The 11,477-nt window shown below is 61.4% G+C and carries 11 protein-coding genes; 7 read left to right on the top strand and 4 right to left on the bottom strand.

Annotated features, from left to right (window positions below; all coding sequences use genetic code 11):
* Window positions 1-27 precede the first annotated feature (27 nt).
* The 3 genes from ACR0IR_RS08635 to ACR0IR_RS08625 all read left to right on the top strand — a co-directional run bounded on the left by ACR0IR_RS08635 (window position 28) and on the right by ACR0IR_RS08625 (window position 2,365).
* Window positions 28-1,323 carry an adenylosuccinate synthase gene (locus ACR0IR_RS08635; RefSeq protein ID WP_170337852.1) on the top strand — a complete coding sequence of 432 codons (1,296 nt, stop codon included), beginning with the start codon at window positions 28-30 and terminating at the stop codon, window positions 1,321-1,323.
* The gene (locus ACR0IR_RS08630) at window positions 1,323-1,565 is read left to right on the top strand and encodes a DUF2842 domain-containing protein (RefSeq protein WP_093962533.1); all 243 of its coding nucleotides are present in this window, start codon (window positions 1,323-1,325) and stop codon (window positions 1,563-1,565) included. Before ACR0IR_RS08635 ends, ACR0IR_RS08630 begins: the two co-directional genes overlap by 1 nt.
* Before the next feature lie 86 nt (window positions 1,566-1,651).
* On the top strand, window positions 1,652-2,365 hold the full coding sequence (locus tag ACR0IR_RS08625) for a porin family protein (protein ID WP_170363117.1): 714 nt from the start codon (window positions 1,652-1,654) through the stop codon (window positions 2,363-2,365).
* A gap of 69 nt (window positions 2,366-2,434) precedes the next feature.
* Here the strand turns inward: ACR0IR_RS08625 and ACR0IR_RS08620 are convergent, their stop codons facing one another.
* Entirely contained in the window at window positions 2,435-4,198 is a 1,764-nt protein-coding gene (locus ACR0IR_RS08620; protein WP_170363118.1) for a hypothetical protein, read from the bottom strand.
* A gap of 124 nt (window positions 4,199-4,322) precedes the next feature.
* Between ACR0IR_RS08620 and ACR0IR_RS08615 the strand changes: the two genes are divergently transcribed.
* Window positions 4,323-5,030 carry a thiamine diphosphokinase gene (locus ACR0IR_RS08615; protein WP_170363119.1) on the top strand — a complete coding sequence of 236 codons (708 nt, stop codon included), beginning with the start codon at window positions 4,323-4,325 and terminating at the stop codon, window positions 5,028-5,030.
* Here the strand turns inward: ACR0IR_RS08615 and ACR0IR_RS08610 are convergent.
* The 3 genes from ACR0IR_RS08610 to ACR0IR_RS08600 are packed head-to-tail and all read right to left on the bottom strand — an operon-like array spanning window position 4,975 to window position 7,750.
* The gene (locus ACR0IR_RS08610; protein WP_170363120.1) at window positions 4,975-5,889 is read right to left on the bottom strand and encodes a DMT family transporter; all 915 of its coding nucleotides are present in this window, start codon (window positions 5,887-5,889) and stop codon (window positions 4,975-4,977) included. The two genes, ACR0IR_RS08615 and ACR0IR_RS08610, sit on opposite strands and share 56 nt — an antisense overlap.
* A 45-nt stretch (window positions 5,890-5,934) precedes the next feature.
* Window positions 5,935-6,351, bottom strand: a complete 417-nt coding sequence (locus ACR0IR_RS08605) for a GFA family protein (protein WP_170363121.1) — start codon at window positions 6,349-6,351, stop codon at window positions 5,935-5,937.
* A 25-nt stretch (window positions 6,352-6,376) separates the two neighbouring features.
* Complete coding sequence (locus ACR0IR_RS08600) at window positions 6,377-7,750, bottom strand: L-serine ammonia-lyase (RefSeq protein ID WP_170363122.1); 1,374 nt, start codon at window positions 7,748-7,750, stop codon at window positions 6,377-6,379.
* A gap of 242 nt (window positions 7,751-7,992) precedes the next feature.
* Here ACR0IR_RS08600 and rpiA point away from each other — a divergent pair, with 242 nt between their 5' ends.
* The 3 genes from rpiA (at window position 7,993) to hflK (ending at window position 11,477) form a co-directional block, all read left to right on the top strand.
* On the top strand, window positions 7,993-8,778 hold the full coding sequence (gene rpiA, locus ACR0IR_RS08595) for a ribose-5-phosphate isomerase RpiA (RefSeq protein ID WP_170338330.1): 786 nt from the start codon (window positions 7,993-7,995) through the stop codon (window positions 8,776-8,778).
* A 119-nt stretch (window positions 8,779-8,897) separates the two neighbouring features.
* Window positions 8,898-10,256, top strand: coding sequence for a glutathione-disulfide reductase (gene gor, locus ACR0IR_RS08590; protein WP_170363123.1), 1,359 nt, complete (start codon window positions 8,898-8,900; stop codon window positions 10,254-10,256).
* Between the two features lie 72 nt (window positions 10,257-10,328).
* A complete protein-coding gene (hflK, locus tag ACR0IR_RS08585) occupies window positions 10,329-11,477 on the top strand; it encodes an FtsH protease activity modulator HflK (RefSeq protein WP_170338334.1) in 1,149 nt (382 codons plus the stop codon).

Genomic DNA, 11,477 nt, shown 5'->3' with positions numbered 1-11,477 from the left:
GGTAAATCAGCGCAAAAAGGACCGGATATGGCCAATGTGGTTGTTGTCGGCGCCCAATGGGGTGACGAAGGAAAAGGCAAGATCGTCGACTGGCTCAGCGAGCGGGCAGACGTGATCGCGCGTTTTCAGGGCGGGCACAACGCCGGGCATACGCTGGTCATCGATGGCGAGGTCTACAAGCTGCATGCACTGCCGTCTGGTGTGGTGCGTGGTGGCAAGCTGAGCGTCATCGGCAACGGGGTTGTCCTGGATCCCTGGCATCTGCTGAAAGAGATCGAAACGATCCGCGCGCAAGGCGTCGAGATCACACCTGAAACGCTGATGATTGCGGAAAACACACCCTTGATCCTGCCGATCCACGGCGAGCTGGACCGCGCGCGCGAGGAAGCAGCGAGCAAGGGCACCAAGATTGGCACGACCGGGCGCGGGATCGGCCCGGCCTATGAAGACAAGGTTGGTCGCCGCTCGGTGCGTGTGGCCGATCTTGCGGATGAGGCGACTCTCGAGGCCCGGGTCGATAGGGCGTTGCAACACCACGACCCGCTGCGCAAGGGTTTGGGTATCGACGCCGTGGATCGTGACGCACTGATCGCCCAATTGAAGGAAATCGCGCCGCAGATCCTGCCTTTTGCGGCCCCCGTCTGGAAAGTGCTGAACGAAAAGCGCAAAGCGGGCAAGCGCATCCTGTTCGAAGGCGCTCAGGGTGCATTGCTGGATATCGATTTTGGTACGTATCCGTTTGTGACCTCGTCGAACGTGATTGCAGGGCAAGCGGCGACGGGCGTGGGGATTGGTCCGGGGTCGATCGACTTCGTTCTGGGTATCGTGAAGGCCTACACTACCCGTGTTGGCGAAGGACCGTTCCCGACCGAACTGCACGACGCCGACGGGCAGCGACTGGGGGAGCGCGGACATGAATTCGGCACCACGACAGGCCGCAAGCGGCGCTGCGGCTGGTTTGACGCCTGCCTCGTGCGGCAAACCTGCGCCACAAGTGGCGTCAACGGCATTTCCCTGACCAAGCTCGATGTTCTGGACGGGTTCGAGACGCTGAAAATCTGTGTCGCTTACGAACTGGACGGCAAGCGTTTGGACTATTTGCCGACGGCTGCGGATCAGCAGGCGCGGTGCACACCGATCTATGAAGAAATGCCGGGCTGGAGCGAGTCCACCGAAGGCGCGCGCAGCTGGGCAGACTTGCCGGCAAACGCCATCAAATACGTTCGCCGGGTGGAAGAACTGATCGAATGCCCGGTTGCGCTGCTGTCCACCAGCCCGGAGCGGGACGACACCATCCTGGTGACCGACCCGTTTGCCGACTGATGGCAGGCGCGGACAAACCCGGCCTCAGCTACAAGGCCCGCAGACGGTGGTCGCTGGTTCTGTTGCTGGTGGGGCTGCCGCTGTATATTGTGGCGGTGGTCACCATCGTGAACTGGCTGGACCGACCATCGATCCTGGTCGAACTGCTGGTCTATGTGGTTTTGGGTGTTCTTTGGGCGCTGCCATTCAAATTTGTGTTTCGTGGCGTTGGCAAAGAAGACCCGGATCAAGATCAGCAATAGACCAGACCGTTGTAAGAAACCTGCCGACGTGACAGGCTTGTCCGAAAAACAGTTTCGAAAAGCACAAGTCGGCAGGTGGATCCTTGATGAAAAATGCTGTTTTGGTCACATTGACCAGTCTCGCAACCCTGAGTTCGGGTGCCGTTTGGGCTGATGATTGGGAGTTCATCATTGCCCCTTACCTCTGGGGGCCGGATTTCAGAACGTCTCTGGACATTGGGCCGAACCCTCCGGTTGATGGCAGCAAATCCATCTTCGACATTCTAAACAGCGCATTCCTGATCGCGGGCGAGGCCCGAAAAGGGCGTTGGACGATCGGAGGCGAGTTCAACTATCTGAATTTGGGCGACACCGTTTCCATCGGACCATTCAGCAACGCCGCGAGCTGGGAGCTGGACGGGATCATGACCTCGCTCGCGGGCAGCTACGCGGTGGCAGAGGACAGCCAGTCCCGAATTGAGGTGCTGGGCGGGCTGCGCCATTGGGATCTTGATCTGTCGACAACTGTGGCCGGTTTCACGGCAAGCACTGACCAAAGCTGGACAGATCCAATCATTGGGGCACGATACTCTCGCGCGCTGAATGAGCGGTGGAAACTGGCGGCCATGGGCAACATCGGTGGCTTTGGCTATGGGTCGAAATTCCAGTGGGAAGCCCTCGTTCAAGCCAATTGGAGCTGGACCGAGACCATCGATGTTGCGGCCGGCTACCGTCATCTGAGCGTTGATTTTGAGGACGGCCGCAACGTTGTCGATCTTATACTGACCGGCCCGTACGTGGCGTTGGCGTTCAAGTTCTGAGCTTTCACGCAAAATGCAAAAAAGGCCGGAGAGGATCTCCGGCCTGTCTTGGGCAGTTGGGGGGTCTTGTCAGCCCGCGGCGCGCTTGTCGTCGGGGCGGAAGCCGATCTGGTTCGAGGCGGCAAAGCGCCCTCCGCCGGCTTTTTCGATCTTTCCATCGCGCAGAAGCTGGCCGAACGAACGCAAGCTTTCTTCGCGGTTGAATTCATCCTGCTTGAGTGACCGCACCTTGTTCATCAGCTGCGGACGCGAGAACTGCTCCTGACCTTCGATGAAAGACAGGTAGGCCGCCGCCGCCTCCAGCAGGTCGGGCAGGGATTGTGCGCCCTGCTCCTGAGCGAAGTGGGCAAAGCCGCCTTCTTCGGATGCGTCGTCGTCTTGTGCTGCGGTCACGCGGCGCGGGGTGACCGGACCGGCGTCCGCGTCCTGCGTATCGATACGCTGCTCGGCAACCAGCTTGAGCGGCGCGGCCGTATCCGACTCGGGGCGCATGCTGGTGACATGGATTTCGGGACGACGGGGGCTGACGACCGAGGCCAGGTCTCCACGATATTTCTGGTTTTCGTCCTCATCCGCATCGCGGGCCTTGCCGCCTTCAGCTTCGGTGGCTGCTACAGCTGTGCGCAGGTGGGAATAAGTTTCCCGCTTGTCCGAAGTGGCCGGGTCGTCCATTTGGGCGTCGGCCTTCTCCATCAGGCGCAACACGTCCGAGTCCAGGTCCTGAGGCTTGTTTGCGTCGCGTTTCGAGCGCGCATCCATTTCCGCTTCGATTTCCGAGATCTCACCCAGGATGCTCTCTTCGTCTTCGGCAGTCAGGACGCCGTCTTCCGCGAGTTCAGAGACTTCCTCATCGGCATCTTCGGGCTGATCACCCAGAATGTTGAGGATGTCGTCAGCCTCGGGCTCCGAGTCGGTGTCCTCTTCAAGATCAGCAAAGAGAATCTCGGACGAGGCTTCTTCATCACTGGCGGCCTGGTCGTCTTCGGACGTTTCTTCCGCCGCGGCTTCCTCAGCCTCTTCCAGATCAGCTTCAACTTCCGGAGCATCCTCGGCAGCTTCATCAGCCTCCGCTTCAACTTCAGCCTCCGCTTCAACTTCCGGTGCTGCCGGGAATTCTTCTGCCGCTTCGAATTCGACCGCGGCCTGAGGTTCTTCCTCGGCCAGGTCGACAAACGGGTCCGTGGGCTGTTGTGTGGCTTCTACCGGAGCATCTTCAGCATCTTCCTGCGTCACCTCTTCGGTTGCATCCAAATCGTCGGGGCTGAGCGCTCCGGCTTCGAATGCGGCCGAGATGGCGTCAATCTGGGGCTCGGGCGACGCTAGAAAACCGCTGTCTTCGTCTTCGCTGTAGGCGGGGGGCGTCTGGTCATTGTGCGAGACGACCGCGCGGATGCGCTGCAGCTTGGCGGCGATGCTGTCGGCGCCTTGGGGGGCTGCGGATTCGACCTGCTCGGCATCGGCAAAGAATGCGGCAGCACCAGCCGCCGGTGCCGTGTCGACCACGCTCAGATCAGGGCTGGCGGGCGCCGGTGTGCTGGCTGCGGGTGCGGTTTGTTGCGGGGCCGCATCATGGGCTTCATCCGTGGCGCGCAGCAGCAGTCCGGTGTCGTTCTGCTTGGCTTCCACACGGCGCGAAGCGTCACGCTGAGCGATACGGGTCAACATTTCTGCGTCTGGTTGCGGAGGCTCGGAGCCGAAATACCTGTCATCCGCAGCAAGATCGCGGAAGTATTCGGCAATCGCCTTCATCGTCTCAAAGGAATCGTCAAAGCCTTCCAAAGTGCATGAGAAGGTTCCGTAGGAAACGGTCAATACCTTGTTGTTCTGTACCATCAGACGCACGTCCTCTACAAACTACACAGAGCCAACCCGCGCGACGCTGGGCGCGTCTGTCAGCTCGAACCTGTTCTAAAGAACCTATCATTTTGTGGTCTCAATGTGTCCAAAAGCGGGAAAAATGGTCAATCTTGGAAAAAACGGCGAAATTGTTCATTCCAAAAGACCAATTGCCCTGTTCGGAGGAGGGGAAACCGGCCCCGATGACCTGAATCTGGCGCTGAATCGCGTCAATGGCGCTGTAGCCGCGGATGGCGGGGCCGCCGCATTGATCGATTCGGGGCGCGTTCCGGATGCGGTGATCGGCGACTTCGATTCGTTGGCACACGCCTATCTTGCACGGATACCAGAGGACCGTTTGTTTCCGATCCGGGAACAGGACAGCACTGATTTCGACAAGGCCCTACGCAATATCCGCGCGCCGCTGGTCTTGGGTGTCGGGTTTCTCGGAGGTCGGCTGGACCACCAACTGGCGGTGCTCAATACGCTGGTTTGCCACAAAGACAGGCCGTGCGTCCTTCTGGGAGCACGCGAAGTGGTCTTTCACGCCCCGCCTAGGATATCACTGTCGCTCACGCCGGGCGACACAGTGTCATTGTTTCCATTTCAGCGGGTAACCGGACGCAGTTCGGGGTTGGAGTGGCCAATCGACGGACTGGTGCTTGAGCCGGACGGGCGAGTCGGAACATCGAACCGTGCGCTGGCTCAGGTTACCCTCGAGGTTGACGGACCCGGGTTGCTGGTCATGGTGCCGCGCGATGCTCTTGATGCTGTCATGCGGGCGTTTGCGTCGGAGCAGACCGTGCGCTGGCCCGCTCGCGCAGGATGACATAAAGCCCGGCCGCGATCGTGATGGCGATCCCCAGGGCCGCCAGACCGTTTGGCAGATCGTGAAAGATGAGCCAGCCGATCAACGTCGCCACCGGAATCTCCAGATACTGCATCGGCGCCAGCGTTGCCGAAGGCGCGAACCGCAGCGCCCATGTCATCAGCAGATGTGCCACGGTTCCCAGAACACCGATCGCCAACAGCAACCAATGGGCGTTGCCTTGCGGCAGGGTCAGTGCCAGATCTGGAAGACCTGTCAGGGCCCCGATCGCGAGCAATGGAGCCAGGACCGCGGTGGCCAGCAGCCCGGACACGGCCTGCAGTGCAATTGGATCGGTTTCTTTGGCAATCTGCCGGGTCACCAGCATGAACAGGGCAAAGACGACGGCCACGATCAGCGGCAAAAGGGCCGGAGCACCAACCTCGGCAAAGCTGGGCTGGATGACCAGCAACGTGCCAGCAAAGCCGACAATGCAGGCGATCAGACGACGATGCCCGACTTCTTCACCCAGCACATACTTGCCCAACAGTAGCATGATGAACGGCATGACAAAGGCGATGGCGACGGCATCGGCCAAAGGCAGATACTGCAGCGCACTGAACATCGCGGCTATTCCGACAATGTGCAGCAGAGTGCGCAGCACGGTCAGCCGCAGCACGCGCCCGCGCATCCGCCAGGTCCGACCCGTCAGCGCCACCAGCGGGATCAGGATGGCCGCCTGAACCGCAAAACGCACCAGCACAAGAACGCCAAGCGGAGTGATTTCTCCCAACAGCTTGGCCAAGGCATCGCCCAGCGGTGCAAGCACGCAGAAACCAAGCATCAAAACGATGCCGAAGACGGGACGATCCTGTGTCATGGCCGCGACGCTAGACGTTTCCCGAAGAATGGGAAAGGCCCGTCGTCAGCCCTCGGGCAAGGGCTGCACCTTTGTGTAGTCCGGACCGAGGCAAGTGGGCAGCCCGTCACCCAGTTCGAGCCACGTCAGTTTCTCTTCATAGGCGACATGCAGCGTTGGCCGCAGGGCTTCGGGGTTCTCCAGTGTCGCTACATAAAGGTGCAAAACGTCGGACATCGTAGTGGATCGGAACGAGATCGGCGTTCCGCAATGCGGGCAAAAGCTGCGCTCGACACCGGGGGAAGAGTTGAACCGCTTCGGTTCCTCTCCGGTCCAACGCCACTGACCGTCGCGCACCCCAAAATATGTGGTCATCGGCGCGGCACACTGGCGGCGGCAGCTGTCACAATGGCAGGAAACACAAGACAGGACCGGAGGGTCGACCTCGAACTCGATTCTGCCGCACAGGCAATGTCCATGCATTGAGCTGCCCTCCCGGTTTGATCCCTCAGCAGTTTGGCACGTTGACGGCCAGTCCGCCCAGCGAGGTTTCCTTGTACTTCTCGTGCATGTCATGGCCGGTCTGGCGCATGGTCTCGATCACCGCATCCAGCGGCACGAAATGCTGCCCGTCTCCGCGCAGGGCCAGCGACGCCGCCGAAACGGCTTTGATCGCGCCCAGCCCGTTGCGCTCGATGCAGGGCACCTGAACCAGCCCGGCGACCGGGTCGCAAGTCATGCCCAAGTGATGCTCCAGCGCGATCTCGGCGGCGTTTTCCACTTGTTCCGGTGTGCCGCCCATCACTGCGCAAAGACCCGCCGCGGCCATTGCGGCCGCGCTGCCGACCTCGGCCTGGCAGCCAGCCTCGGCACCCGAGATCGACGCGTTGTACTTCACCAGACCGCCGATAGCGGCGGCGGTCAGCAGGAAATCCTCGATATGGCTTTCTGACGCGCCGGGAACGTGATCGAGGTAATAGCGCAGCACCGCCGGCAGTACGCCCGCCGCGCCGTTGGTGGGGGCGGTGACGACCTGACCGCCGGCGGCGTTTTCCTCGTTCACCGCCATCGCATAAACGCTCATCCAGTCGTTGATCGTGTGCGGCGCGTTCAGGTTCATGCCGCGCTCGGCCATCAGCGCATCGTGGATCGCCTTGGCGCGGCGCCGAACCTTGAGGCCGCCGGGCAGGATGCCGTCGGTGGTCAGCCCGCGCTCGATACAGGCGTTCATCACCTCCCACAGTCGGGCGGTGCCCTTCGCGAAACTGTCGGCGCAGCCGCGCGCGATCTCGTTGGCGCGTTTCATTTCGGCGATGGTCTTGCCGCTGCTGCGCGCCATTTCCAGCATTTCGGCGGCGGTCTTGAACGGGAAAGGTACCGGCGGGCCGTCATTTGTGTCCTTGCCTTCGGCTAGTTCCTCTTCGGTCAGGACAAAGCCGCCGCCGACTGAGTAATAAACCTGCCGCAGGATCACGTCGCCCTGCGCGTCGGTGGCCATCAGGATCATGCCGTTGGCATGGCCGGGTAGGGTGTTGTCGTAGTCGAAGATCAGATCGGCCTTTGGGTCGAACTGAAGGGTTGGCAGACCCTCGGGTGTGACAGTGCCGGTTTCGGCAATTGCGGCCAGTGCCGCTTCGGCACGGCCGTGGTCATAGCTGTCGGGGACAAACCCAGCCAGCCCCAGGATCGTGGCGCGGTCCGTGGCGTGGCCGACGCCGGTGAAGGCCAAAGATCCATGCAGAGACGCGCGCAAGCCAGCGAATTCGAATGGCGAGGCGCGCATCAGATCGAGGAACCGCGCAGCCGCCACCATCGGCCCCATCGTGTGGGACGAGGATGGGCCAACGCCCACTTTGAACATATCGAAGACGGATAGAAACATGTCTGGTCGCTGAGCCTTGTGGCGAGTTGGCGGCCGGGCCGGTTTGAAGCGCCCGAACCGCTAGGAAACTGTATGCGCTTTATTTACACAACCGAGCCGACCACTGAAGATTTGATTGCGACGTTTCCGATGGGAAACGCGTATTCGTGTATCGATTATTGCGCCGGTCCCGCGGATTTTGGGCCTCGCAGTCGGGCAGGGCTTTCCGTATAAGTTCCCCAAAGAACTGAGGGGAAGCCGCAATGACAGCAGAGTTGTCACCCATCGACCGGGCCAAGAGCGTCGCCGCCTATCGCGCGGCCGAGATGGTCGAAGACGGGATGCGCGTGGGTCTGGGTACCGGATCGACCGCGGCATGGTTGGTGCGTCGTCTGGGAGAGCGGGTTCGGGACGAAGGTCTGCGGATCAAAGGCGTTCCAACGTCGACGGCTACGGCACAGCTTGCGCGCGAGGTCGGGATCGAGGTTGTTTCGCTGGATCAGGCGGGTTGGCTGGACGTGACGATCGATGGCGCCGACGAATTCGACGGCGAGCTGAACCTGATCAAGGGCGGCGGCGCGGCGTTGCTGCAGGAAAAGATCGCGGCAACGGCCAGCGACCAGATGATCGTGATCGCCGATGCAGGGAAAGAGGTCGAGGCGCTGGGCGCGTTCCCGCTGCCGGTCGAGGTCATTCCCTTTGGCTGGCAGACCACGCGCACGCTGATCGAGGAGTTGCTGGACACGATGGACGTGCTGGGTACTTCGGCGACCCTGCGGATGAACAGCGAGGCGCCGACCGTGACGGATGAGGGCAATCACATACTCGACCTGCACCTGCAACGCATCGGCAACCCGAGGCAACTGGCTTTGGTGCTGAACCAGATACCGGGTGTGGTCGAAAACGGGCTGTTCATCGACATCTGCGACAAGGTCGTGATCGGCCACGGCGACGGCCGGGTCGAGCTGCGCGATTTCAACAGCGGTACGATCGAGCTGGATCGGTTGGGCGACGAACACGACAACCTGTTTTCGGACCTGGCCGACTGAGCCAACCGCGCACCCGGCTTCACAGCGGTGTGCGATTTCCAGGCCAAGGGGTTGGCACGATCATTCACGCCCCCAAATACTCAGGGCAATTTCAGGCAGGCTGACAAAAGGAACGCGGCATGAGCTTTGACTATGATCTTTTCGTCATTGGAGGCGGCTCGGGCGGTGTCCGCGCGGCGCGTGTGGCGGCGGGCGAAAACGGCGCCAAGGTCGCGCTGGCCGAAGAGGACCGTTATGGCGGAACCTGCGTGATCCGTGGCTGCGTTCCCAAAAAGCTGATGGTGTTTGCCAGCGAATACGCGGGAATGGTCGAGGACGCTCGTGCCTATGGTTGGGATATTCAGCCGGGCGCTTTCGACTGGCCGCAGTTCCGCGGCAAGCTGCATGCCGAACTCGACCGGCTGGAAGGCATCTATCGCAATATCCTCAAGAACAACGGTGTCGAAACCTTTGACCAGCGTGCGAAACTGGTCGACCCGCATACGGTTGAACTGGCCGACGGCACTCGCAAGACGGCCAAGCACATCCTGATCGCCACCGGCGGGCGCCCCGTGGTGCCCGAATTCCCCGGTTCAGATCTGGCCATCACCTCGAATGAGATCTTCCACCTTGAGAAGCTGCCCGAGACCATGCTGATCGTCGGCGGCGGCTATATCGCCTGCGAATTCGCCGGGATCATGAACGGCATGGGCGTCAAGACCACGCAGTTCTATCGCGGCGCGCAAATCCTGCGGGGTTTCGACGACGAGGCGCGCGGGCTGATCTGCGAAGAGATGTGCCAAAACGGGATCGACGTGCATCTGGGCACCAATGTGCTCGAGATGAAAAAGCAGGGCGACAAGATCTGGGTCAAGGCGACCAACGGGTCTGAACAGCTGTTCGATGTGGTGATGTATGCCACGGGCCGGGCGCCAAATGCGGATGATCTGGGCCTTGAGGCGCTGGGCGTCGAACGTGGCCGCAAAGGGCAGATTGTCGTGGACGAATACAGCCAGACCGCGGTGCCCTCGATCTATGCCATCGGGGACGTGACCGACCGGGTAAACCTGACGCCGGTCGCCATCCGCGAGGGCATGGCCTTTGTCGAGACCGTATTCAAGGGCAATCCCACCCCAGTGGATCATGAGCTGATCCCGACCGCGATCTTCACCCAGCCCGAGATGGGAACCGTGGGCCTGAGCGAGGAGCAGGCCGCCGAGCAGGAGCCGATCGAGGTCTACGCGACCTCGTTCAAGCCGATGCAGAAGGCGTTCGCGGGCGGCACGCAACGGGTGTTGATGAAGCTGATCGTCAGCCAGGCCACCCGCAAGGTGCTGGGCTGTCACATTGTCGCCCCCGGCGCGGGCGAAATGATCCAGTTGGCGGGCATCGCGGTCAAAATGGGCGCGACAAAGGAAGATTTCGATCGTACGGTTGCGGTTCATCCAGTGATGGCCGAAGAACTGGTAACCATGCGGCAACCCGTGCGTACCGCTTGATTTGCAAGCGCGCGCACACAGGTTACAAGTGATCCCGTAAGAACACGGGCCAAAACAAGGGAAATGAAACACATGGCGGGCAACAGCGGAGGCCCCTGGGGGGGCGGAGGCTCATCCGGTGGCGGAGGAAACCGGGGAAACAATGGGGACGGGCGACGCCCGCCCGAAGGCGACGGGCCGCAGATCCCCGAGATCGACGAGTTGATGAAAAAAGGCCAGGAGCAGCTGCGCGTGCTGATGGGCGGGCGCGGCGGCGGGGGCCGAGGCGGCAACGGATCCGGCCAGGGCGGCGGTGGCGGCCCGGCAATTACCAAGGGCACCATCCTGCTGGGCGGGGTTGCCGCCTTGGTTCTGTGGGGCTTTGCCAGCGCCTACACAGTCAAGCCCGAAGAGCAGTCTGTTGAGCTGCTGTTCGGTCGCTTTACCGGAATCGGCACCGAAGGTCTGAACTTTGCCCCGTGGCCTGTTGTCACGGCCGAAGTCATCCCGGTGAAGGTCGAACAGACCGAAACCATCGGATCTGGCGGTCGCGGTTCGGACGCCGGTCTGATGCTGACGGGCGACGAAAATATCGTCGATATCGATTTCCAGGTGGTCTGGAATATCTCGAATCCTGCGGACTACCTGTTCAACCTGCGCGACCCGAAACAAACTATCCAGGCCGTGTCTGAGTCGGCCATGCGCGAGATCATCGCGCAGTCGGACCTCGCGCCGATCCTGAACCGCGACCGTGCTATCATCGCCGAACGGCTTGAGGAACTGATCCAGTCGACTCTGGACAGCTACAACTCGGGTATCAACATCGTCCGTGTGAACTTTGACGGCGCCGACCCACCGGAACCGGTAAAGGATGCCTTCCGCGAGGTTCAGTCGGCTGGACAGGAACGCGACCGGCTGGAGAAGCAGGCCGATGCCTATGCGAACCGGGTTTTGGCCGGCGCGCGTGGTGAAGCCGCGCAGGTGCTGGAAGAGGCCGAAGGCTATCGGGCACAGGTCGTGAACGAAGCTCAGGGTGAGGCCAGCCGGTTTGGCGCGGTTCTCGAAGAATACTCGAAAGCTCCGGATGTGACCCGCAAACGTCTGTACCTTGAACGGATGGAGCAGGTTCTGGGCGACGTGGACAAGATCATCTTGGATGACAGCGCAACAGGCCAGGGGCAGGGCGTCGTGCCTTATCTGCCGCTGAACGAACTGCGCCGCAACTCGGGTGAGGGGAACTAA

It is taken from the genome of Ruegeria sp. CF2 (assembly GCF_056537385.1).
Note: the sequence above shows the minus strand (reverse complement) of the source record. Positions and strands in the feature narration are given on the sequence as shown.

What these genes read in the sequence shown, in the direction of transcription:
- rpiA (WP_170338330.1), top strand. Translation starts at nt 7,993, where the DNA reads ATGACAGCAGAGTTGTCACCCATCGACCGGGCCAAGAGCGTCGCCGCC.
- ACR0IR_RS08635 (WP_170337852.1), top strand. Translation starts at nt 28, where the DNA reads ATGGCCAATGTGGTTGTTGTCGGCGCCCAATGGGGTGACGAAGGAAAA.
- ACR0IR_RS08600 (WP_170363122.1), bottom strand. Translation starts at nt 7,750, where the DNA reads ATGTTTCTATCCGTCTTCGATATGTTCAAAGTGGGCGTTGGCCCATCC.
- ACR0IR_RS08610 (WP_170363120.1), bottom strand. Translation starts at nt 5,889, where the DNA reads ATGACACAGGATCGTCCCGTCTTCGGCATCGTTTTGATGCTTGGTTTC.
- ACR0IR_RS08625 (WP_170363117.1), top strand. Translation starts at nt 1,652, where the DNA reads ATGAAAAATGCTGTTTTGGTCACATTGACCAGTCTCGCAACCCTGAGT.
- gor (WP_170363123.1), top strand. Translation starts at nt 8,898, where the DNA reads ATGAGCTTTGACTATGATCTTTTCGTCATTGGAGGCGGCTCGGGCGGT.
- ACR0IR_RS08605 (WP_170363121.1), bottom strand. Translation starts at nt 6,351, where the DNA reads ATGCATGGACATTGCCTGTGCGGCAGAATCGAGTTCGAGGTCGACCCT.
- ACR0IR_RS08615 (WP_170363119.1), top strand. Translation starts at nt 4,323, where the DNA reads ATGGTCAATCTTGGAAAAAACGGCGAAATTGTTCATTCCAAAAGACCA.
- ACR0IR_RS08620 (WP_170363118.1), bottom strand. Translation starts at nt 4,198, where the DNA reads ATGGTACAGAACAACAAGGTATTGACCGTTTCCTACGGAACCTTCTCA.
- hflK (WP_170338334.1), top strand. Translation starts at nt 10,329, where the DNA reads ATGGCGGGCAACAGCGGAGGCCCCTGGGGGGGCGGAGGCTCATCCGGT.
- ACR0IR_RS08630 (WP_093962533.1), top strand. Translation starts at nt 1,323, where the DNA reads ATGGCAGGCGCGGACAAACCCGGCCTCAGCTACAAGGCCCGCAGACGG.